The sequence below is a fragment of the Acinetobacter sp. YH12208 genome (assembly GCF_013418055.1).
Taxonomy (GTDB): domain Bacteria; phylum Pseudomonadota; class Gammaproteobacteria; order Pseudomonadales; family Moraxellaceae; genus Acinetobacter; species Acinetobacter pseudolwoffii.
The window spans coordinates 1-21,379 of record NZ_VPCT01000013.1; the positions used below are offsets into that span (position 1 = coordinate 1).

Sequence of the window (21,379 nt, forward strand, 5' to 3'; positions counted from 1 at the left end):
TGTACACGGTGCACTGGGTTATGTATCGCCTTTTGAGTTTGAAGCAATGTACTATGATAAGATTAATCCGTTAGGTCAGGTGGCCTAACTTAAATAAAAAAGTCTCCGACAAACCCGGTACGGTTCACCTAAGTTGGTGTCCAACTTCATTAAACCACTACAGTCCTCATCCCAAAGGAAGAGAAAATTTCATTTACTTATTCCTATGCCTTTCTTGAAGTCCATAATTTTGAGTTGGAAGATGTAAGGTAAAGCCCCTCTTTGAAAAAGAGGGGTTTGGGGAAATTTAAACCCCTCCCAACCTCCCTTTAGAAAAGGGAGGCGCAAATAAAAAGGACGCCTCAGCGTCCTTTTTATTTGAATCCGATTAAAGTCCGGTCAACAATACAATTGCCACCTGATTCATGATCATTTCAATGATGATCAAGGTTAAAATAGCAAAAATTGGAGAGAGATCGATCATCCCCATATTTGGCATAATCTTACGGAAAGGTGCCAGCAATGGTTCAGCCAACTCCTGAACCACTTCAATATACGGTGAACGAGACTGGGTAAACATCACCACCCAACTTAAGATAATCGTAGCGAAAATCAAATAACGACAGAAACGGATCAAGTCCTGCATCATGGTGACAAAGGTCAAAATCAGTAAATGCACAGGACCATTCGGCATGCCACCAGAGAGATACATCATGCCGAAAATTTTCAGCAAATACAGTACCACCAATAATGCCAAAGCGGCAGTATTGACACGGCCTTTGGCCAAAGTTGGGAAAATTCGACCAAACACATCTACAATTTTAGTGGCTTTTACAGTCGAAAGAACCACGGGATTGTAGGGGCTGACAGCAGCCAATTGCATTAAAAATCGGAAGAATACGAGCAAAATCGCGACGTTAATGATAATGCCAAAAATTAGCGCAGAATTTGCACCCATACTTGAACGTTCCTAAAAATTAAACTGAAGATTTGCTGCTTTCACTGAGCTCTTGTGCCAGTTCTTGACTGCGTTTTTGTGCAGCGGCAAGTGCGGCCTGAATATTTTGAGAAATCTGGGCGCGATCGAAGACTTCAAGGGCTGCCTGTGTCGTTCCATTTGGAGAGGTCACATTTTTACGCAGCTCGGCTGGGGTGTTCGAACTGGTGATCGCCATTTGTGCCGCACCTAAAGCCGTTTGCAAGGTCAGCGCCGTAGCCACTTTTTCATCCAGCCCTAAATTTTTGCCCGCACGAATCATACTTTCCATCATATAGAAAAAGTAAGCCGGCCCCGAACCCGATACAGCAGTCACCGCATCAATTTGCGCTTCTGAATTCACCCAAATGGTCAAGCCCGTAGAGGCTAAAACCTGACTGGCCAAATCACGGTCACTATTTTCTACATCTTCATGGGCGTATAGACCATGCGCCCCGGTTTGTACCAAGGCTGGCGTATTCGGCATGACCCGTACAATACGCGCTGTCCCCAATAAGCTTGCCAATGTCGCTATTTCCGCACCGGCAACAATGGAAATAATCAGCTTATCATTGACCAGACCTTTTAAAGGCTGTAACACTTGTGCCAAAACTTGAGGCTTTACCGCAAACACCACAATATCTGCATCCTGAATTGCAGCGCTATTATCATCGGTCACGTTGATTTCTTTTTCCGCCAGTAAGGCACGGACTTGTTCGACCGGATCAGAAACTGTAATACGTGTTGTTGGCAAACCACGCGAAATCAGGCCGCCAATTAAGGCTTGGGCCATATTACCGCCACCAATAAAACTAATATTACAATTTAAAGCTGCACTCATGTTTAATGCTCGTTGTTGAGTTCTAAAGTTGAAGAAACCGAAATCGGCAGCCATCCCCCTGCTTCACAATATGCAGATTGGGCCAACCAAAATCCTTTAGGGGTAAACACGCCTAGCATAACATTATCTGTGCTTAATATTTGAATAGTATGCCGAACCCAAGGAAATATTTGCGCTTCCTGAATGGCTTTTTTCAGCGGCCAGGCGCCAACACGACCATAGAGATGGATCTTTTCACCCCCCTGACGCTGCTGCAAGTATAAGGGCTGCTGCAATAAAGCTGTGGATAAACCCACCTTTGCAGATTCAATGACATATTTTCCGGACAAGACCTGCACATGATCTTTTAACGCAATTTTCAAGGTTTTTAGGCCAGTTTGAAGCTGTTGCTGCTCGGCCAAATAAACCTCTTCTGTCAAACGATATAGTTGCTGCTGATAGCGTACATAGTAATAATCTTTCCAGTGTAAGGCCGCCTGCGCATCGGGTTTGGCATGAATTACCTCGCGTTGCAGACGCTCGACCATATCTAAAGAGGGGCGATACTGCGCTTCGCCTTTCATCCAGGCGGAGAGTAACTGGCGTTGCCGTGATCTTGACAGTTGTAGAAGTTTAGACAAATCAAGTTGCGTATCGGTTCCACACGCCTGTAAATCTTGTTGTAATACTTCTTGCAAAATTTCCTGGGCATCTTGCATCAGTTCACTGGTGCGTACCAGCGCAGACTGCATTTTCGGATAACGTTCACTCAAAACTGGCCACAAGGTCTGGCGTGCCCAGGCCCGGTCATAATGGGTATCAGCATTGCTCGGATCTTCAATATTTTGAATATTTAAGTGTTTTGCCCATTGGCAAATCTGCTCACGGGAAATATCCAGCAGTGGCCGCCAAATGGTGAGATTTTCACGTACATCAACCTGTTTCATGGCCGCCAAACCATCCACGCCAGCACCAGACAATAAACGTAGCATTAAGGTTTCTGCCTGATCCTGTTGATGATGCGCCAACACCAGAATTTCATCCGTTTGCAAATGTTGTAAATAAGCCTGATAACGGCAATGACGCGCTTGCTGTTCCAGATTGCCATTTTCGACCCGAACCGGCTGGATGATGCAGGGAATACTCAGTTGCTGGCATCGATCAGCCACGAACTTACCCCAATCTGCACTGAAAACTTGTAATTGATGATCGACATAAATCGCCCGAACTTTTTCCGGGCATAAAAAAAACATCAGATGCAGTAGCAGCATAGAATCTACGCCGCCACTGCACCCGATGAGAAATTTTGTCTCTGCAGGAAAGCCCTGCAGCTGTTTTAAGAAACCAGACCTAAATTGTCGCTGCCAAACTTCATTAAACGTTGGTAACGTGCTTCGCATCGTGCTTGCGCTTCCATTGGTTGCAGTTCATTCAAAGCTTCTTTCAACACTGCTTTCAAGCTGTTCATGACATGATCCGGATTTAAATGAGCGCCCTCACCTTCATCCACCACATATTCTACAATGCCCATTTTCTGCAATTTTTCTGCAGTCAGCGCCAAGGCTTCACTGGCCTGTTCGGCTTTTTCGGCAGTTTTCCAAAGAATCGATGCACAGCCTTCAGGTGAAATCACTGAATAGATACTGTGAGACAGCATCACCACACGGTCTGCCACACCAATACCCAGTGCGCCACCTGAACCGCCTTCACCGAGTACAGTTGCAATCACCGGTACTTTCAAATTGGAAAGCTGCGCCAGACTGGTGGCAATGGCTTCAGCCTGACCACGTTCTTCTGCACCAACTCCCGGATAAGCACCCATGGTATCAATAAAGGTGAAGACTGGCAGATTAAAACGTTCAGCCATATCTAACAGACGCTGCGCCTTACGATAACCCTCAGGGTTACTCATGCCAAAATTATGCTGTAATTTTTCACGGGTACTACGACCACGATGCTGACCGACGATCATCACCGGTTGACCATCAAAACGAGCCAGACCACCGATCATCGCACCATCATCACCATATAGGCGGTCACCATGTAAAGCATCAAATTCAGTGAATATTTCACCCACATAGTCCAGAAATTGTGGACGTTCCGGATGACGTGCAATCTGCACTGTCGCCCATGCTTTTGATGGAGTCGCTTTATTTTTCATAGGTTAACCGTTTTCATCCCTATAAAGGTATTAATTAACAAACTGTTCGGATTGAATCGAGAGTTCAATCTCCCAATTTTTAAATTGCTGCTGTTCATCATGCAGTTCAGCCACCAGCAATGGCCATTGTCGGGCATCACCAGACACGCTGAGCTGCCATTGTTGCGCATTTTCAACCTTGAGTTCAATGGCAGGAAGCATCTCATCACTACGACTGTGATTGACCAAAACCGACAGACGAAGCAGCAAACATAACCATAAAAGTTTCGATCCACCGACTTTCATCACATCATGCTTGGCATCAACGCGCAATTTGCGGCGATGGTGTGCGACCAAATGTGACAAATGATTTTGGTCGACTTGTGAGAAACCGGCAATATCGGAGTGTTGTAATAAATAGGCACCATGACGATGATAACCACTATGGCTGATCGCCAAACCAATCTCATGCAGATAGGCAGCACGACGTAACAGATCGCTATCCTCTATCGTCAGGCCCAGTTCATGTTCCACGTCATTAAACAGTTTTTGTGCAGTCTGGACCACACGCTCGGCCTGTTTGGCATCGGCATTATAACGACCAATCAGGGCATGTACGGAACGATCACGGATATCTTCATGCTTGAAACGGCCAAGCAAGTCATACATCACGCCTTCACGCAGCGCACCATCCGAATAAACCAGATGATTAATTCCGAGCACATCAAACACAGCATAGAGAATGGCAATCCCAGCCGGCAATACCGCGCGGCGGTCTTCTTTGAGACCTTCGAATTCCATATCCGAGACATATTTATATTTGAGCAGTTTGTCTTTGAGTTTTTCCAGGCCTTCACGGGTGAGCTGTTCTTTGTCATTGCTCCAGCCCATATTGATACAAATCTGACGACAGGCCTTGATCGTGCCACTGGAACCGACCACCGCATCCCAGCCGGCTTCTTTATAGGTATTGGCAATTCCGGAGATTTCTTTACGCGCCGCAGTAACCGCTTTATCAAAAGCTTTGGCACTGATCTCACCATCCTGAAAATAAGCCTTGGTAAAGGCGACACAGCCCATCTGCACCGATTCAGTATGAATCGGCTCGAACTCTTCACCAATAATCAGCTCAGTCGAACCGCCACCGATGTCAACCACCAGACGACGACCACTGTTGGCCATGGTATGCGAAACCCCGAGATAAATCAGACGGGCTTCTTCACGGCCGGCAATAATTTCGATTGGCTTGGGTAGAATTTCTGCAGCTTTTTGAATAAATTCATGCCCATTTTTGGCTTGACGCAAGGCATTGGTCGCCACAATCCGTAAACGATTTGGCTGAACTGCACCTAAACGTCCGACAAAACGTGCCAGACAGGCCAAACCCCGTTGCTGTGCAGCTTCGGTTAAATTTTTATTTTCATCGAGTCCGGCGGCAAGCTGAACTTTTTCTGACATTGATGCCACTTTTTTAACTTCGCCATGATCTACACGTGCGATGGCCAAATGAAAGCTATTTGATCCCATATCGATGGCGGCAAGTAATTCTTCATCAATCAAAAAGTCAGACATTCCGGAAATAAACCTTTAACGAATTGTGCTTAGAGTAATTCACATGCATGCAATTTAAAAGCCATTTGTAGCGACAATTTGATGCATGATTCTTTTTATATCGGGAACAATAGTAGGACACGATCATCACTATCGTGATCATCCATTAGACAAAATAACATTAAGCATTGAAAATTTACAGATTCCCCTACATTGTTAAAGATGGCTATGTAATACTAATAATTAGTTATCTTTAAAATATTAATCTGGAGCACATTCCATGTCTGGCAACATCGTAAACACTACTGACGCAAACTTCGAAGCAGACGTTCTTCAATCAGACGTACCTGTACTGGTCGACTTCTGGGCGGGCTGGTGTGCACCATGTAAAGCAATTGCACCCGTACTAGAAGTGCTTGCTGATGAATACCAGGGCAAAGTTAAAATCGTGAAAGTTGACGTAACTTCTTGCGAACAAACTGCCGTAAATTTCAACATCCGTAATATCCCGGCTTTGTTGATGTTCAAAAATGGTGAAGTTGTTGCAACTCAAGTGGGTGCTGCGCCAAAATCTAAACTGACTGCGTTTATTGATGACAATATCTAAGCCCAGCATTTTCAGTAAAAAATACGCGACTGACAATCGCGTATTTTTTTCGGCTATAAATTGACAAAGCCGACATTTTCTCTTATATTTGCTACTCAAGAGATAAAGGATCTTAAATCCTGCCAATTTCTTACAAGACACATTACATAAGATGCCGCTCGGCAATAGAAATTGTTTTTCACATTTTTCTTTGAAACACTCAAACAGATCTCTGAATTGTTCTTTTGCAAATTCAATTGCTTTCGTTTGAATGCTTGTATGCGGCCGAATGTTACTCCCTTTCTAACCTGTACCTCAGAACTTTGATTCTATCTGACCACCTATGAATTTAACCGAACTCAAGAAAAAACCGATTGGCGAACTCATCAAGATTGCCGAGTTTATGGGCCTTGAAGGTATGGCTCGTAACCGTAAGCAAGACATTATTTTTGCCATCTTAAAACGTCATGCAATGAATGGCGAAGAGATTTTTGGTGATGGCGTTCTAGAAATTTTGTCAGATGGTTTTGGCTTTTTACGCTCAGCCGCAGGTTCTTATTTAGCAGGCCCTGACGATATCTATGTCAGTCCTTCTCAAATTCGTCGTTTTAACCTACGTACTGGCGACACCATTACTGGCACTATTCGTCCACCAAAAGAAGGCGAACGTTATTTTGCCTTACTTAAAGTTAATCAGATTAACTACGACACCCCTGAAAATTCACGTAATAAAATCTTATTCGAAAACTTGACCCCATTGTTCCCGACTGAACAGCTGGTGATGGAACTCGGTAATGGTACCACTGAAGATTTAACCACACGTGTGATCGACTTGGTGGCACCGATTGGTAAAGGTCAACGTTCAATCATTGTGGCACCGCCAAAAGCCGGTAAAACCATGTTGCTGCAAAGTATTGCGCAATCGATTGTTCGTAATAACCCAGAAGCTATTCTGATTGTGCTTCTCATTGATGAACGTCCAGAAGAAGTCACCGAAATGGAACGTACCGTTCGCGGTGAAGTGGTTGCGTCGACCTTTGATGAATCACCTGCACGTCATGTTCAAGTCGCTGAAATGGTGATTGAAAAAGCCAAACGTCTGGTTGAGCACAAAAAAGATGTGGTGATTCTACTGGATTCGATTACCCGTCTGGCACGTGCGTATAACACGGTGATTCCTTCATCAGGCAAGGTTTTGACTGGTGGTGTAGATGCGCATGCATTAGAACGTCCTAAACGTTTCTTCGGTGCTGCACGTAATATTGAAGAAGGTGGTTCACTCACCATTATCTCTACTGCCCTGATTGAAACAGGCAGCAAGATGGATGAAGTGATCTACGAAGAATTCAAAGGTACAGGCAACCAGGAAATTACTCTGGATCGCCGTATTGCTGAAAAACGTGTCTTCCCTGCGATGAATATCAAGAAATCTGGTACTCGCCGTGAAGAACGCCTGATGTCAGAAGACAATCTGCGCAAAGTCTGGATTCTGCGTAAGCTGCTGCATACTCAAGATGAATTGGCAGCGATGGAGTTCTTACTGGATCGTATGAAAGAAACCAAGACCAATGATGACTTCTTTGATCAGATGAAACGCAAAGCCTCGAATTAAAATTTCAAATGAAAGGTCACCTAAGCGGTGGCCTTTTTTTAGGTTGACATAAATTACACAATGAAACAATCGAGCCTCATTTATGTAAACTTATTTTTAAGTTTTTGATTAATAAAATAATCAAATTAAAAATTGTATAACTTTTAAAAACTTAACAAGCCTTTCTCCAATCTAAATGTTTCATTCCATTGTTATTTTCTGTTAAAAACTTATGATTTTTTAGCATTTTTCAGTACTTTTTTGAGTCTTGCTAGTAGCAATTAAAAAGGCGCAGTGATAGCATATTTGCAGACCAGTTAGACTGCTCCTGCGTTGTTAGTCCCTAACACAATTAGGAACAATAAAAGCACTTAACAGACTAACTTAGGTTTTTTTTAATCTCAATTTTTAGAGAGTGATGCCATGTTATTCAAAAAAATCGCTATTGCTGCTGCAGTTGCTACTACTCTAGCTTTCGTTGGTTGTGCTAAAAAAGCTGACGACGCTGCTGCTGACGCTAACCAAGCTGCATCTGAAGCTGTAGAAGCTGCTTCTGAAGCTGAAGCTGCTGCTGACGCTGCTGCTGTAGAAGCTACTTCTGAAGTTGCTGCTTCTGAAACTGCTGCTGTTGCTGAAGCTGACGCTGCTGCTGCTGTTGCTGTTGACGCTGCTGCTGACGCTACTGCTGCTTCTGAAGCTGCTGCTCAATAATCTTTTAGATTATTCAGTACAAAAAAAGAGAGCCTTGAGCTCTCTTTTTTTTTATTTTAAAAACTGAAATTTAGAAAAATAACAGAATTTAAAAAAAGCAGATCAGTTGATCTGCTCATTTCCCACACGTTGACGGAACTTCTGTCCCGCACGGAAGGTCACCACACGGCGTGCAGAAATCGGAATTTCTTCACCCGTTTTAGGATTACGGCCTGGACGTTGACGCTTATCACGCAACTCGAAGTTACCAAAACCCGAAAGTTTTACTTGTTCGCCTGAGATCAGCGCTTGGCTGATCTCATCGAAAAACAACTCAACCATTTGTTTTGCTTCACGACGGTTTAAACTCGTGAGCTCACTTAAATGATCAGCCATTTCTGCTTTAGTTAGTGCTGTCATGAAGCCCTCAATGTCGCTTGGTAAGTGTTTTCTAACACTTGAAGGATATTATCCATACCTGATTTAATTTCAGCATCTTCCAGTGTACGGCTTGGATGCTGCCAGAGAAGTGCAAATGCCAGTGAGCGTTTCCCTTCTTCTACTCCTTGTCCAGTGTACACATCGAATAACCACGTCGAGTCTAAAAGCTCCCCACCTGTTTTTTCGATAAGTCCCTGAATTTCGCTAACATTAATCTTATCACTAATTAAAAGCGCAATATCACGTCGAACCGATGGAAAACGTGATAATTCTGTAAAATTAGATACATAAGTTTGCAAAACAGCCGTTTGATCCAATTCTGCCACCCAAGTCGTTGCCAGATCAAGCTCGTCTTCCAGAGAAGGATGTAGACGCCCTAGGTAACCAATTGATTGACCATTCACGAGAATTTCTGCGGATTGACCTGGGTGTAACCAGCTACGCTCTGAACGTACATATTCTACTTTGACACGGCCGGCAGCCAGAATTTCTTCTACATCACCTTTAAAGTCAAAGAAGTCCATTGCAGCAGGTTTAGCATGCCAAGATTCAACATGACGTGAACCGGTTGCAATCAGCGCAAAGGTTGGAATCTGTTTTAAATCATGAATGCTGCTGGCTTCCTGATAGTCAAAACGTAAACCCAGTTCAAAGAAGCGTACACGGCTTTGCTGACGGTTAACATTGTACTGAACACAAGGGATCAGACTAGACAACAAGGTAGAACGCATGACAGCCAAATCACTTGAAATTGGATTTGCTAATGCTAATGGATTCACACCGGAATTAAGTTGCTTTTCAAGCTTCAAGTCAGCGAAGCTAAAACTGATCGCCTCTTGATAGCCTAAAGTCACCGCCGTTTGACGTAATTGACCCAGTTCAAACTGATCCTGGTATTTTGCCAACTTCACATCAATCACAGGCAGACTGATTTGAATGTTGTCATAGCCATGAATACGTGCAACTTCTTCAATCAAATCCTGATAAATCGCCATATCATAACGATGTGATGGCGGAACTACAGACCATTCGCCTTCTGCTTTTACCGTCACCGTGCAACCAAGGCGTGTCAATGCATCAGTAATAAAGTCGCTTTCAACTTTATAACCTAATAACTGATCGACTTGAGCTTGGTTTAATTCAATCGCATCACGTTTTGGCAAAAGTTCAGCTTTTTCCGCCACGGTGATTGGTCCGAATTCACCGCCAGCCAGCTCAGAAATAAGCTGAGATGCACGGTGCATTGCAATTAATGGCAATTCAAAGTCCACACCACGTTCATAACGTTGTGAGGCATCCGTATGTAAACCAAAGCTACGGGCACGACCGGCAATATGTAATGGCGCGAAGAAAGCAGATTCCAGGAAAATTTCAGTGGTTGCATCGCTGACTGCTGAAGACAGGCCACCCATGATACCGGCAATCGCCAATGCTTTTTCGTCATCCGCAATCACCATCACGTTGTCAGAAAGCTCAACTTCTTGCTCGTTTAAAAGCACAAGTTTTTCGTCCGCAGTGGCTTGACGTACATGGACTGCGCCTTGCACCTTAGCAGCATCAAATGCATGTAGCGGTTGACCCAGCTCCATCAAGACATAGTTGGTAATATCGACCAGAATACTGTGCTGACGAATACCTGAACGTGCTAATGCGCGTTCCATCCATACAGGAGTCGCTGCCTTGGTATTGACGTTTTTGATCACACGACCTAAGTAACGTGGACAGCCTTCAGTGCTGACTACAACCTGCTTTTCATCAGCAATGGTTGCAGTCACTTCTTTAATTTCAGGCGCAGTCACTGGCAATTGGTTAATCACACCAATTTCACGTGCGATCCCGCGAATGCTGAAACAGTCACCACGGTTCGGCGTGATACTGATGTCAATCACATTGTCATCAAGATCCAGATATTCACGAATGTTGACACCCACAGCTGCGTCGTCTGGTAGCTCTAACAGACCGTCAATTTTATCTTCGAGATCAATCTCAGAAGCGCCGCACAGCATCCCTTGAGACTCAATACCACGTAGCTTGCCTTTCTTGATTTTGAAATCACCCGGCAATACCGCACCAATGGTTGCTACAGGCGCTTTCATGCCTACACGTACGTTTGGCGCGCCACAGACGATTTGTAATGGCTCAGCTGTACCGATATTCACAGTGGTCACACGTAAACGGTCTGCATCTGGATGTTGTTCTACTGTCAGAACTTCACCAACCACTACGCCTGTAAATGCTTTTGCTGCAGGTGCAAGTTCATCGACTTCAAGACCCAACATGGTCAATTGATCAGAAAGTTTGTCGCTATCGATGGCTGGGTTGACCCATGTGCGTAGCCAATTTTCGCTAATTTTCATTGATATAAAACCTGTAATTCAAATCTCTAGAATCCCCCTCTGACTCCCCCTTTTCTAAGGGGGAGAACCCCATTTATTTCGTGGAGTCCCTCTCCTTTCTTAAAGGAGAGGTTAGGAGAGGATTAAATAAAAAGTTTTAAGCAAACTGGCGTAAGAAACGCACATCATTCTGGAAGAACATACGTAAGTCGTTCACACCGTAGCGCAACATCGCAAAACGTTCTACGCCCAGTCCGAAAGCAAAGCCTTTGTATTTCTCAGGGTCAATGCCGGCAGCTTGTAGCACATTTGGATGCACCATACCGCAGCCCAAAACTTCTAACCAGCGACCGCGTTCATCCATGATATCCACTTCAGCACTCGGCTCAGTGAACGGGAAATAAGATGGACGGAAGCGTACTTTCAAATCTTTTTCGAAGAATTCATTCAGCAGGTTAATCAACAAACCTTTCAGTTCTGCGAAGCTGGTATTTTCAGCCACATACAAACCTTCGATCTGATGGAACATTGGCGAATGGGTTTGATCCGAGTCACAACGATAGACACGACCCGGACACACGATCTGGATCGGTGGCTGTTGTGTTTCCATCGTGCGGATCTGTACACCAGACGTATGCGTACGTAGCAAATGATTTACATCGAAGTAAAAGGTGTCATGCATGGCACGCGCCGGGTGATGCCCCGGAATATTCAGCGCTTCAAAGTTATGATAGTCATCTTCAACTTCAGGACCAGTCGCTACCGTAAAACCGGCTTTGGTAAAGAACTGACAAATACGCTCTTGTACCTGGGTCACAGGGTGGATACTGCCCACCTGTTGACCACGACCGGGCAAGGTAATATCAATGGTTTCGCTTGCCAATTTTTGTTCTAACGCCGCTTTATGCAGTTCAGCTTGACGTGATGTTAATGCAGCGGTAATGGCTTCACGCACAGCATGGATTTGTGCACCGAAGACTTTACGTTGTTCAGGATCCATTTTACCAAGCGACTTAGATTGTTCCGCGAGCTGGCTTTTTTTCCCCGTAAATTGCACTCGTACTTGATCAAGTGCAGCAAGGTCTTCTGCTGCTGCAATCGCAGCGAGCGCTTCAGTGGTCAGGGCTTCCAGTGACATAGTAACTCTCAAAGCAACAGGTTAAAAAATATTTTAAAACCCCACATTCTAACAGTTTTTAGACACTTTGATGAAGATACGTTTTAAGGAAAATTAGATTGGCATGATTAAATATAAAAAGTATAAGATAAACACAATATCAATCAGATCAAATCACTATGGCACTCGATCAAATTTGGAAACAGCAGCTGACCTTGGTCACTTATGGCAATGAGTATCTGACTCAGGACCTGAGTTTCAATCGTTGGATTCAACATTCCATTTTTAATCAGCATCAGTTTGCCTTCCGGGATCTGATGTCACAGCACCTATTGGCCCAGCATTTTCAGATTTGGCTGGAAGGACTGAAAAAACAAGGGGTTCGCCGACTGAGCTTGCATCGCTCGGATTTACTGGTTGATGAAAAAAATCCGAATGCCAATGTCGAGCTGCTACCTCTGGCGCATTTTATCGTCAGCCATGGTGCCAAAGCCAAAACTGCCTGGATTATTGGCAAAGAATTGCCGGAATGGTATAGCGCAGACAATGATTACGAAGCGCCTAAATCGCAGCAATCCCCTTTACGTCATGAAACATTCTGGTGTTATGAGCTGAATCCCAAACTGGCCAAGCGTATTGACACAGATCTGGAAGCACCGAACTGGGACGATATCCAGGCTTATACCAATTATGAGTTATTTGAAAGCAGCCTAGCTCAAGATTTTATAGAACCGGCGTATACCAATCTTCCATACTACGGCACGATACCGGCAATTCAGGCAGATACAGAAAGTCATTTGGCCCTGATTCCAACCGACTATTCAACTGATTATGCGCATCAGACTTTATACCGGCTAGATGCCTTAAATGAGTTTATTCAAACTAAAATTCAACACCCCTATACGTCAGATGGTGAAGTCCTGAGCCCAGATCAGCAGCTCAATTTACGCCACTTTTCACAAAAAATTGATGATTTAAGTGCCAAATTCATCAGCAAAGTTGCCAACCACTATAAAACTGCACAGCTCACCCCAAAAGTTGCGCCTGACCCATTTGTGGGTATGAGTACCGAACACCGTTCACCCAAAATATCTAAAGCGGAAAAACCTCAAGATCCGGGCAAATCTAATTCTGCAAATGTACTGACCTTGATTGTGATTACCGTGATTATCTGTCTGATTGGCTACTATTTTGGTCTTTAAGATTTCAGCAAGAAAATATTAACTTCTTGGATAAAACTTAGCCGAATCCAGTGGATATATTGATATTCGACAGCAGAGATGAGCTTGAAATAATGCTGTCGGTTTTCGCGATGAGTTTTGATCATCCATCAAACAATTGAATCTCGACTCAACCAGGGTTTGATATTTTTTCGATTATTTGAATTTAATCGCAATTATTTTTTACTCAGCGCTCGAGATAATGCTCTTTTTATTGATCAGTAAAGATGGGAATAAAAGGTTAAATTCAAGCAGATTACAGTATTAGTTTCAGCCCATTTTTCTGAAATAGTATCGGTGTCGTTATTCGCAAACTTAACTTTTTTTAGTCTGATCGATGGGCGACCATATTTCACGAAAATCGCGCATTAGCTATTTCCCATTTTTCAGGCAAAAAAAGACCGCCAAATGGCGGTCTTTTTTCAAGTCATAAAGACTTATGCAGCCAACGCATCTTTTGCTTTTTGAGCAATCGCAGCAAACGCAACTGCGTCATGCATAGCGATGTCAGCAAGAACGCGACGGTCGATGATTACTTGAGCTTTTTTCAAGCCAGAAATCATGCGGCTGTATGACAAACCGTTTTGACGTGCACCAGCATTGATACGTGCAATCCACAAAGCGCGGAATTGACGTTTCTTCTGACGACGGTCACGGTATGCATATTGACCAGCTTTGATTACCGCCTGGAACGCTACGCGGTAAACGCGTGAACGAGCACCATAGTAACCTTTAGCGCGAGCAAGAATTTTTTTGTGACGGCGATGAGCCTGTACACCACGTTTTACACGAGCCATTTATAATCTCCTTAGATGTACGGGCACATACGACGAACTGAAGCAACGTCACTTACGTGAACCATTACACAGCCGCGCAATTGACGAATACGCTTAGCAGATTTTTTGGTCAAAATGTGGCGTTTGAACGCTTGTTTACGCTTAAAACCGTTAGCAGTCGCTTTAAAGCGTTTAGCTGCACCACGGCGAGTTTTCATCTTAGGCATAACAACCTCTTTTGAACACCTGTTCGGCTCGTTTGCACCATTACAAAACGACCTGCAGGTAAGGGAGCGAGTATTCTAAAGCATCTTTGTTTAAAACAAAAGCATCTTCATCCAATAAGCGAATTTAAACAGGATGGTTTTATAATTTCACTTTAAAAATAGTGCGCAAAACGGAATCAGGAAAATCGCTTCAGGTTTAGAACAGGGCAAAAGCCGTATAAATAAACAAATAACGTCCAATTTTCGCCAGGCTAACAATAAGCAAAAATCGGGCAAAGTTTTCTTTCAGTAGTCCTGCAATTAAAGTAATGGGATCTCCAATAATAGGCACCCAGCTCAGCAGCAAAGACCAATAGCCATATTTCTGATATATCATTTGTGCCTTGAGCATCTTGTCTTCTGACACCGGAAACCATTTTCTATTTTTATAATGCTCAATTTTTAGCCCCAGATACCAGTTGACACAGGAACCCAGAATATTCCCTAGACTGGCCACCGCAATTAACAGTGCCACACTATGGCTTGCCTGTACCAAAAGACCAAGCAGCACAGCTTCAGACTGTAAAGGCAGTAATGTCGCTGCACCGAAGGCTGATAGAAAGAGCAGAAACAGGCTCATGCCAGTATTAATGGCTTAAACGCAGTTTTTTCTTGGCTTTGCTATATTCCCAGCTGGACCACAGTACTGCTGCCACCATTGCCATGATCCGTCCCCATTTATACTGCTGGGTAATGGGTTCAATCGCTGCACGCAAAATCTGCTGATCTTTGGTATTGAGAGCAGCAATTACCTGATCAATATGTACAATTTCAGCAATATAAAGCACTAAACATGCAGCAATACCGAAGAGAATACTCCAGTAAATTCGGGTATTGCTTTCAACAATCTTGGTAAAATTCAGAAGAAAATCGTTCATATATCCATCCAATAAAAAACCACCTTAAGGGTGGCTTTATTTATTTAAGGCTATTTTAGCATAAAGGCTGCAGCTTAACTGACCTGTATAGCAAGCGCTTTCTGAACCGCAGGACGTGCATTCAAGCGATCGATATATTTAGCCACTTCAGGATAATCTGCCAGATTAATCTGCTGCCAGTCGTGTCGCAACAACCACGGGAATATCGCCATATCGGCAATCGAATATTCACCAGCCACATAATCCTGCCCGACCAGCTGCTTGTTTAACACGCCATACAGACGTTTGCTTTCATTGACATAACGCTCGGTGGCATAGGCGATACGTTCAGGCGCAAAACGGCTAAAGTGATGATTTTGCCCAAGCATCGGGCCTAGTCCACCCATTTGCCACATCAGCCATTGTTCTACCTGAATACGTTTGATTTCATCTGTCGGATAGAACATGCCGGTTTTACGACCTAAATACTGCAAAATCGCACCCGATTCAAAGATTGAAATCGGCTGGCCATCTGGCCCTTCCTGATCGACAATCGCCGGAATTTTATTGTTAGGAGAAATAGCCAGAAAGTCAGACTGGAACTGGTCATTTTCCAGAATATTAATCGGAAAAATTTGATACTTCAGCCCCATTTCTTCCAAAGCAATGCTAATTTTATGGCCGTTGGGGGTGCCCCAATAATATAAATCGATCATTTTTTTAATACTCCCTGCACTTTATCTATGCCATGATGCATTCAACATAGAGGATTCAGCCAGAAACAACAAGCCTGTATTTCAAAAATATTTTTATATAAATATCATTATCTTAATAAAAATTCATGTATTTTTTTATTTTTTATCTTGAAAATTTTTACAGCAGACACATATTTATTTGTGCATAAGGATTGCGTCAATCTTATGTACTGTCGATGTCTGACATGACAGATCTTATTTTCTTGTTTTTATAACTTTGCTTAATCGAGAAGGTTCTAATCATGAGCAACTTAAATCTTCATCCTCTGTTTCGTCGTAGTATCGGTTTTGATCGCTTGAATGACTTTATTGACTATGCCATGCAAAGTGATGCGCCGAATTATCCCCCGTATAATATCGAAAAGCATGGCGAAAATAATTATCGGATTGTGGTCGCAACTGCGGGTTTCCGTCAGGAAGAACTCGACATTCGTCTGGAAAATAAGTTACTGACCATTTTAGGTAAGCCTGAAAACCAGAGCAATGACCATACCGAATTCTTGCACAAAGGCATTGCACGACGTACATTTAAATTGTCTTTGCGTCTGGATGAATATATTGAAGTACAACAGGCAGATTATGAAAATGGTCTATTGATCATTGACTTGCAACGTATCATTCCAGAAGAGAAATTGCCGCGCCAAATTCCGATTGGCAATAAACTGCTGATCGAAAATGATGAAAAATCAGTTGAATAAGCTGGATTTGACTTAAAAGAAGGGCCCAAAAGGGCCTTTCTTTTTGACTCCAGATTCTCTAAGCTCATTAAAATAATACGCTTTATGATCATAAAAATAAGCTATGAACGCGTCAGAAAAAATCTTGTTTCATCAGAGTAGTCCGATCATGCGCGCTATCGGATATTTACTACTCTGTTATCCGGTTGGCATATTCAGCATTTTTTATTTAAGCAGTCTGCGTAGCAATTCCAGCTTTCTGCAAGGATTGTTATTTTTATGGCAGGAGTCGCCTGGCTTTTATGTTTATATCGTCGGCTTTCTTGGTCTTTCGCTGCTCATGCTGGGAACCAAACTAAAAATAACGTCTCAGGCAATTTATTATACTTTGGCCGGTTTCCGGATCAGCCTCTGCTTAAAACGACACTCGGTACACTATAGCTTTCTGAATCCTCGATACGATTCTCTCAAAGCCCATCTCAAGCGCTGGCTGAGTAGAACTCCAGCGCATGTCATCAGTCAACGCGATGGCACGCTAGATTTTAGATTATGCCAGCCTGGTCTGATCAACCAAATCTGTCTCGGGTTTTTCCGGATTCAATTGTCAATGTTTTCCCGGCAACAGGCTCAACAGATTATGCAGGCCATACAAACTGCTTGGAATTTTAGGGCATAAAAAAAGCCCTGCATCTGCAGGGCTTTGTTCGCTTCATGAGTGCTTACTTTTTCTTTTTAGGACCAAGCAGCATACCCATTTGACGGCCTTCCATTTTCGGCATCTGTTCAACAGTACCGAATTCAGCCACGTCAGCTTCAATTTTTTGCAATTGAGCCAGACCCAACTGTTGGTGCGCCATTTCACGGCCACGGAAACGAAGGGTGATTTTCACCTTGTTACCTTCTTCAAGGAACTTGATGATTGCACGTAGTTTTACGTTGTAATCACCAACATCAGTACCCGGGCGTAGCTTGATTTCTTTCACCTGGACTTGATGTTGTTTTTTCTTCGCTTCTTTCTGCTTTTGCTTAAGATCAAACAAATGCTTGTTGAAGTCCATGATCTTACATACTGGTGGCTCAGCATTGGCTACGATCTCGACAAGATCAAGTTCCACACTTTCTGCTGCGCGCAGGGCTTCAGCTAAGCTTACAATCCCTTTTTGCTCACCATTTTCGTCTACAAGACGGACTTCTTTCGCACGAATTTCATCATTCAAGGCAGGACGGTTTGATTTGTTACCGCCCTGTTGATTACGGTCAGGCTGTTTAATCGCTGTTACTCCACAATGTACCGGCCGCGTTCGGCAACGGCTGCTTTTACTAGGTCAACGAAAGCATCGATTGACATAGTACCCAAATTTTTTCCTGAGCGGGTACGGACGTTTACTGTACCTTCTTCAACTTCCCGGTCCCCAAGTACCAGTAAGTAAGGAATACGCTCTAATGTACGTTCACGAATCTTAAAGCCGATTTTCTCATTTCTCAAGTCAGAAATTGCACGAATACCGTTTTCTTTAAGTTTTGCGACAACTGACTCACATGCTTCTGCCTGAGAATCGGTAATATTCATCACACACGCTTGCATCGGCGCCAACCAAGGTGGCATGAAACCTGCGTAGTGTTCAATCAGTATACCAATAAAACGTTCAAAACTGCCAAGAATTGCACGATGTAACATTACTGGCTGATCGCGGTCGTTATCTTCTGTGACATAAGACGCATCTAAACGTTCTGGCAAGTTAAAGTCACACTGAATGGTACCACACTGCCAGACACGACCCAGACAGTCTTTCAGAGAGAATTCAATCTTCGGACCATAGAATGCACCCTCGCCCGGCTGAAGCTCCCATTCAAGACCCGCAGCATCTAAAGCATCCGCCAAAGATTTTTCAGCCATATCCCAAAGTTTGTCATCACCGACACGTTTTTCAGGACGCGTTGATAATTTCATTTGTACTTCTTCGAAGCCAAAATCTTTGTATACGTCGAGTGTCAATTTGATAAAGTCTGCAACTTCAGGCCCGATCTGTTCTTTGGTACAGAAGATATGCGCATCATCTTGGGTAAAGCCACGTACACGCATAATGCCGTGTAAAGAACCTGATGGCTCGTTACGGTGACATGAACCAAATTCTGCCAGACGTACCGGAAGATCACGGTATGATTTTAAACCCTGGTTGAACACTTGTACGTGACAAGGACAGTTCATTGGTTTAACCGCGTAGTTACGGTTTTCAGAATGCGTGGTGAACATGTTGTCTGCATAGTTGGCAGCATGTCCTGATTTTTCCCACAGCGTGAAATCAACCACTTGCGGGGTACGGATTTCTTCATAGCCGTTGTCTTGCTGAACTTTACGCATGTATTGTTCAAGTACCTGGTAAATGGTCCAGCCGTTCGGATGCCAGAACACCATACCCGGTGCTTCTTCTTGCATATGGAACAAGTCTAGCGCTTTACCAATTTTACGGTGATCGCGTTTTTCTGCTTCTTCAATACGTTTTACATAAGCTGCAAGCTGTTTCTTGTCTGCCCACGCTGTACCATAAATACGTTGTAATTGTTCGTTTTTCGCATCACCGCGCCAGTAAGCGCCCGAGATTTTAGTCAGCTTGAACGATTTTAAGAATTTGGTATTTGGTACGTGCGGACCACGGCACATATCCAAGTAATCTTGATGGTAGTACAAGCCCATTTGTGTTTCTTCAGGCATGTCGTTGATCAAGCGTAATTTGTATTCTTCGCCACGCGCTGTGAATTCTGCAATCACTTCGTCACGCGGGGTCATTTTTTTCACAACATCATAGTCTTGATCGATGAGCTTTTTCATACGCTCTTCGATGGCTGCCATGTCGTCTAATGTGAATGGACGTGGCATCCAAATGTCATAGTAGAAACCTTCTTCAATGACCGGACCAATGACCATCTTTGCTTCTGGGAACAGTTGCTTAACCGCATGACCCACCAAATGCGCGCAAGAGTGACGAATAATTTCGACACCGGCTTCGTCTTTAGGCGTAATAATTTGTAAGGTTGCATCTTCAGTGATGAGATCAGACGCATCCACTAAACGGTCGTTTACACGACCAGCAACGGTATTTTTTGCAAGACCAGGACCAATGCTGAGTGCAACGTCCATCACAGATACGGCTTGATCAAACTGTTTTTGATCGCCATTTGGCAAAGTGATAATTGGCATAAGAAATCCTTAAGGAGTGATGCCCCGTACCATGGAGCATGTCACCGCGAGATTATGATCGAGGAAAACCTCAAAAGATAAAAACGGTGGATAAATAAAATCGATTAGAATTTTACACGGCTTGGCCGCATGATTAAACCTTTTCCCCAATAAAAATCAGATTTACTCCCAAATCTTTCCCTGATCTTTGAAGACTTAGGCTCATCTTTTAATTCAAAATGTGGTTATTCCCGGAAAGTCTGCCACTCAATAAATGTTCTCTCACGATAAACATAGAGCTGGGCAAATTGTGGAATGATGGCTTCACTTTGTGTCGGCCTTAAAAACACATAATCATCGACATGAATATTGCATTGCCTAGGTACCTGAAGCATTTCCTGATTACTACTGCGACCATACAACAGATGCGGCTGGCTTTTTTCAGGATAAATATAATCTGCCTGCCAATAGCCACCATAGATAAACAGTGCTTTATGCCGATGCGGCAAATGATTCAGCATTTCCAGACCCGGAATCTGGCTATAAGACAATACCTTTAAAATCGGTGCGGCAATCCAGAGCGCACATTTTAAAGCGGATAAATTGTCCAGATCGAAGTCACTGGGTTTGAGCAGCATCGAGCCAAAAGCCAGATCATTACAGACACTCTGCTGGCAATGCTGCATAAAGGTCGGACTGCCACCACCGTTAAAACACAAATCTGCCCGCCATAAATCTGGGAATTGCTGCTGAATAGTATTTTTATATTGTTGATAAATCTGCTGCGATTGCTGATAACTTTTTTCGGGGCTTTTCAAAATATTCGGCAATTTGGCGACATGTGCATCATAGCCCATCAACCCCGAAAGCCTAAGGGCGTCGGGATGTTGCTGAATGAGTTTGAGTAAGGCTATTAACTGTTGCTGGCTACTCACCCCACCACGATGTAAGCCGACATCAATTTCAATATTGATATTTAACTGAAGATTAGATTCTTGAGCGAATTGCAGATATTGCTTCAAGCGCTTTATGTCATCGACCAACCATTGAATATTGCTTTGATCATTTGCTTTATTTTGTTCAGGAACGTTTTGATAAAAACCTTGTACCGCATGAATCGGCATCGGTTTACCCAGCAAGATATCAGCCTGTTCAAATGCTCTCATCATTTCTAAAAGATGGGGTAAATGAAATACCATAAATCGTCGGATATTCAGCTTTTCACTGGCCAGTTTAAGTAGCTGGATACTGGCTAGAGACTTCACCACCAGACGCGGCTTGAGCTGCGCAGGGATTTTTGCCTGTACAATCTCCAGATTCTGCTGATATTGAGCCAGATCCAGAATCAGTTGCGGTGTACCAGTTCCCTGCTGCTGCAAATCTTGGGTCAGTTGCTGAAAATACTTTGATTGCATAATTCGCT

Annotated in this window: 22 protein-coding genes; 6 read left to right on the forward strand and 16 right to left on the reverse strand. The window is 43.5% G+C overall.

Annotated features, from left to right (window positions below; genetic code table 11):
- Positions 1 to 367 precede the first annotated feature (367 nt).
- Genes FTU95_RS11635 through ppx form a run of 5 tightly spaced genes read right to left on the reverse strand, consistent with a single transcriptional unit; the run spans position 368 to position 5,487 of the window.
- The gene (locus FTU95_RS11635; RefSeq protein ID WP_005095820.1) at positions 368 to 937 is read right to left on the reverse strand and encodes a YggT family protein; all 570 of its coding nucleotides are present in this window, start codon (positions 935 to 937) and stop codon (positions 368 to 370) included.
- Positions 938 to 956: 19 nt separating this feature from the next.
- Entirely contained in the window at positions 957 to 1,796 is an 840-nt protein-coding gene (proC, locus tag FTU95_RS11640; RefSeq protein WP_005095818.1) for a pyrroline-5-carboxylate reductase, read from the reverse strand.
- 2 nt (positions 1,797 to 1,798) lie between these two features.
- The gene (tilS, locus tag FTU95_RS11645) at positions 1,799 to 3,175 is read right to left on the reverse strand and encodes a tRNA lysidine(34) synthetase TilS (protein ID WP_100534577.1); all 1,377 of its coding nucleotides are present in this window, start codon (positions 3,173 to 3,175) and stop codon (positions 1,799 to 1,801) included.
- On the reverse strand, positions 3,112 to 3,936 hold the full coding sequence (locus FTU95_RS11650) for an acetyl-CoA carboxylase carboxyltransferase subunit alpha (protein ID WP_005095813.1): 825 nt from the start codon (positions 3,934 to 3,936) through the stop codon (positions 3,112 to 3,114). The genes tilS and FTU95_RS11650 overlap by 64 nt, the downstream gene beginning before the upstream one ends.
- Before the next feature lie 30 nt (positions 3,937 to 3,966).
- Positions 3,967 to 5,487, reverse strand: a complete 1,521-nt coding sequence (gene ppx, locus FTU95_RS11655; RefSeq protein WP_074384073.1) for an exopolyphosphatase — start codon at positions 5,485 to 5,487, stop codon at positions 3,967 to 3,969.
- Positions 5,488 to 5,746: 259 nt separating this feature from the next.
- On the opposite strand from ppx, the gene trxA reads away from it, so the two are divergent.
- The 3 genes from trxA to FTU95_RS11670 all read left to right on the forward strand — a co-directional run bounded on the left by trxA (position 5,747) and on the right by FTU95_RS11670 (position 8,354).
- A complete protein-coding gene (trxA, locus tag FTU95_RS11660; RefSeq protein ID WP_004278266.1) occupies positions 5,747 to 6,073 on the forward strand; it encodes a thioredoxin in 327 nt (108 codons plus the stop codon).
- 322 nt (positions 6,074 to 6,395) lie between these two features.
- Positions 6,396 to 7,664 carry a transcription termination factor Rho gene (rho, locus tag FTU95_RS11665; protein WP_005095808.1) on the forward strand — a complete coding sequence of 423 codons (1,269 nt, stop codon included), beginning with the start codon at positions 6,396 to 6,398 and terminating at the stop codon, positions 7,662 to 7,664.
- Positions 7,665 to 8,066: 402 nt separating this feature from the next.
- Positions 8,067 to 8,354: a hypothetical protein gene (locus tag FTU95_RS11670; protein WP_004647530.1), complete on the forward strand. Its 288-nt coding sequence runs from the start codon at positions 8,067 to 8,069 to the stop codon at positions 8,352 to 8,354.
- A 102-nt stretch (positions 8,355 to 8,456) separates the two neighbouring features.
- Here FTU95_RS11670 and FTU95_RS11675 read toward each other — a convergent pair whose 3' ends face one another.
- The 3 genes from FTU95_RS11675 to pheS form a co-directional block, all read right to left on the reverse strand.
- Positions 8,457 to 8,753 carry an integration host factor subunit alpha gene (locus FTU95_RS11675; RefSeq protein ID WP_004783565.1) on the reverse strand — a complete coding sequence of 99 codons (297 nt, stop codon included), beginning with the start codon at positions 8,751 to 8,753 and terminating at the stop codon, positions 8,457 to 8,459.
- Positions 8,750 to 11,131, reverse strand: a complete 2,382-nt coding sequence (gene pheT / locus FTU95_RS11680) for a phenylalanine--tRNA ligase subunit beta (RefSeq protein ID WP_100357483.1) — start codon at positions 11,129 to 11,131, stop codon at positions 8,750 to 8,752. The genes FTU95_RS11675 and pheT overlap by 4 nt, the downstream gene beginning before the upstream one ends.
- Before the next feature lie 136 nt (positions 11,132 to 11,267).
- A complete protein-coding gene (gene pheS / locus FTU95_RS11685) occupies positions 11,268 to 12,248 on the reverse strand; it encodes a phenylalanine--tRNA ligase subunit alpha (protein WP_005095803.1) in 981 nt (326 codons plus the stop codon).
- 158 nt (positions 12,249 to 12,406) lie between these two features.
- Here pheS and FTU95_RS11690 point away from each other — a divergent pair, with 158 nt between their 5' ends.
- Positions 12,407 to 13,429 (forward strand): hypothetical protein, encoded by a 1,023-nt coding sequence (locus FTU95_RS11690; RefSeq protein WP_180078582.1) that lies wholly within the window; start codon positions 12,407 to 12,409, stop codon positions 13,427 to 13,429.
- Between the two features lie 455 nt (positions 13,430 to 13,884).
- Here FTU95_RS11690 and rplT read toward each other — a convergent pair whose 3' ends face one another.
- From rplT to FTU95_RS11715, 5 genes are all read right to left on the reverse strand, one after another.
- Positions 13,885 to 14,244 carry a 50S ribosomal protein L20 gene (gene rplT / locus FTU95_RS11695; protein WP_005095799.1) on the reverse strand — a complete coding sequence of 120 codons (360 nt, stop codon included), beginning with the start codon at positions 14,242 to 14,244 and terminating at the stop codon, positions 13,885 to 13,887.
- Positions 14,245 to 14,255: 11 nt separating this feature from the next.
- A complete protein-coding gene (gene rpmI / locus FTU95_RS11700; protein WP_004278281.1) occupies positions 14,256 to 14,450 on the reverse strand; it encodes a 50S ribosomal protein L35 in 195 nt (64 codons plus the stop codon).
- A gap of 196 nt (positions 14,451 to 14,646) precedes the next feature.
- Positions 14,647 to 15,069 carry a YqaA family protein gene (locus FTU95_RS11705; protein WP_180078584.1) on the reverse strand — a complete coding sequence of 141 codons (423 nt, stop codon included), beginning with the start codon at positions 15,067 to 15,069 and terminating at the stop codon, positions 14,647 to 14,649.
- Positions 15,070 to 15,076: 7 nt separating this feature from the next.
- Positions 15,077 to 15,367, reverse strand: coding sequence for a hypothetical protein (locus FTU95_RS11710; protein ID WP_005095794.1), 291 nt, complete (start codon positions 15,365 to 15,367; stop codon positions 15,077 to 15,079).
- 74 nt (positions 15,368 to 15,441) lie between these two features.
- On the reverse strand, positions 15,442 to 16,062 hold the full coding sequence (locus FTU95_RS11715; RefSeq protein ID WP_005095793.1) for a glutathione binding-like protein: 621 nt from the start codon (positions 16,060 to 16,062) through the stop codon (positions 15,442 to 15,444).
- 281 nt (positions 16,063 to 16,343) lie between these two features.
- On the opposite strand from FTU95_RS11715, the gene FTU95_RS11720 reads away from it, so the two are divergent.
- Both FTU95_RS11720 and FTU95_RS11725 read left to right on the forward strand, forming a co-directional pair.
- Positions 16,344 to 16,799, forward strand: a complete 456-nt coding sequence (locus tag FTU95_RS11720; protein WP_005095791.1) for an Hsp20 family protein — start codon at positions 16,344 to 16,346, stop codon at positions 16,797 to 16,799.
- Positions 16,800 to 16,902: 103 nt separating this feature from the next.
- Positions 16,903 to 17,454: a hypothetical protein gene (locus FTU95_RS11725; protein ID WP_159516258.1), complete on the forward strand. Its 552-nt coding sequence runs from the start codon at positions 16,903 to 16,905 to the stop codon at positions 17,452 to 17,454.
- 43 nt (positions 17,455 to 17,497) lie between these two features.
- Here the strand turns inward: FTU95_RS11725 and infC are convergent, their stop codons facing one another.
- The 3 genes from infC to FTU95_RS11740 form a co-directional block, all read right to left on the reverse strand.
- Positions 17,498 to 17,995: a translation initiation factor IF-3 gene (gene infC, locus FTU95_RS11730; protein ID WP_004647518.1), complete on the reverse strand. Its 498-nt coding sequence runs from the start codon at positions 17,993 to 17,995 to the stop codon at positions 17,498 to 17,500.
- Between the two features lie 59 nt (positions 17,996 to 18,054).
- Positions 18,055 to 19,977: a threonine--tRNA ligase gene (thrS, locus tag FTU95_RS11735; protein WP_005095787.1), complete on the reverse strand. Its 1,923-nt coding sequence runs from the start codon at positions 19,975 to 19,977 to the stop codon at positions 18,055 to 18,057.
- A gap of 224 nt (positions 19,978 to 20,201) precedes the next feature.
- Positions 20,202 to 21,371, reverse strand: coding sequence for an alanine racemase (locus FTU95_RS11740; protein WP_180078586.1), 1,170 nt, complete (start codon positions 21,369 to 21,371; stop codon positions 20,202 to 20,204).
- Positions 21,372 to 21,379 lie beyond the last annotated feature (8 nt).

Excerpts from the sequence above, each read along its gene's own strand:
- FTU95_RS11710 (WP_005095794.1), bottom strand. The coding sequence starts at position 15,367 with ATGAACGATTTTCTTCTGAATTTTACCAAGATTGTTGAAAGCAATACC.
- pheS (WP_005095803.1), bottom strand. The coding sequence starts at position 12,248 with ATGTCACTGGAAGCCCTGACCACTGAAGCGCTCGCTGCGATTGCAGCA.
- tilS (WP_100534577.1), bottom strand. The coding sequence starts at position 3,175 with ATGCGAAGCACGTTACCAACGTTTAATGAAGTTTGGCAGCGACAATTT.
- pheT (WP_100357483.1), bottom strand. The coding sequence starts at position 11,131 with ATGAAAATTAGCGAAAATTGGCTACGCACATGGGTCAACCCAGCCATC.
- FTU95_RS11670 (WP_004647530.1), top strand. The coding sequence starts at position 8,067 with ATGTTATTCAAAAAAATCGCTATTGCTGCTGCAGTTGCTACTACTCTA.
- rho (WP_005095808.1), top strand. The coding sequence starts at position 6,396 with ATGAATTTAACCGAACTCAAGAAAAAACCGATTGGCGAACTCATCAAG.
- rpmI (WP_004278281.1), bottom strand. The coding sequence starts at position 14,450 with ATGCCTAAGATGAAAACTCGCCGTGGTGCAGCTAAACGCTTTAAAGCG.
- ppx (WP_074384073.1), bottom strand. The coding sequence starts at position 5,487 with ATGTCTGACTTTTTGATTGATGAAGAATTACTTGCCGCCATCGATATG.
- trxA (WP_004278266.1), top strand. The coding sequence starts at position 5,747 with ATGTCTGGCAACATCGTAAACACTACTGACGCAAACTTCGAAGCAGAC.
- rplT (WP_005095799.1), bottom strand. The coding sequence starts at position 14,244 with ATGGCTCGTGTAAAACGTGGTGTACAGGCTCATCGCCGTCACAAAAAA.
- FTU95_RS11690 (WP_180078582.1), top strand. The coding sequence starts at position 12,407 with ATGGCACTCGATCAAATTTGGAAACAGCAGCTGACCTTGGTCACTTAT.
- FTU95_RS11705 (WP_180078584.1), bottom strand. The coding sequence starts at position 15,069 with ATGAGCCTGTTTCTGCTCTTTCTATCAGCCTTCGGTGCAGCGACATTA.
- FTU95_RS11715 (WP_005095793.1), bottom strand. The coding sequence starts at position 16,062 with ATGATCGATTTATATTATTGGGGCACCCCCAACGGCCATAAAATTAGC.
- FTU95_RS11725 (WP_159516258.1), top strand. The coding sequence starts at position 16,903 with ATGAACGCGTCAGAAAAAATCTTGTTTCATCAGAGTAGTCCGATCATG.
- FTU95_RS11675 (WP_004783565.1), bottom strand. The coding sequence starts at position 8,753 with ATGACAGCACTAACTAAAGCAGAAATGGCTGATCATTTAAGTGAGCTC.
- FTU95_RS11650 (WP_005095813.1), bottom strand. The coding sequence starts at position 3,936 with ATGAAAAATAAAGCGACTCCATCAAAAGCATGGGCGACAGTGCAGATT.
- FTU95_RS11635 (WP_005095820.1), bottom strand. The coding sequence starts at position 937 with ATGGGTGCAAATTCTGCGCTAATTTTTGGCATTATCATTAACGTCGCG.
- FTU95_RS11720 (WP_005095791.1), top strand. The coding sequence starts at position 16,344 with ATGAGCAACTTAAATCTTCATCCTCTGTTTCGTCGTAGTATCGGTTTT.
- thrS (WP_005095787.1), bottom strand. The coding sequence starts at position 19,977 with ATGCCAATTATCACTTTGCCAAATGGCGATCAAAAACAGTTTGATCAA.
- FTU95_RS11740 (WP_180078586.1), bottom strand. The coding sequence starts at position 21,371 with ATGCAATCAAAGTATTTTCAGCAACTGACCCAAGATTTGCAGCAGCAG.
- proC (WP_005095818.1), bottom strand. The coding sequence starts at position 1,796 with ATGAGTGCAGCTTTAAATTGTAATATTAGTTTTATTGGTGGCGGTAAT.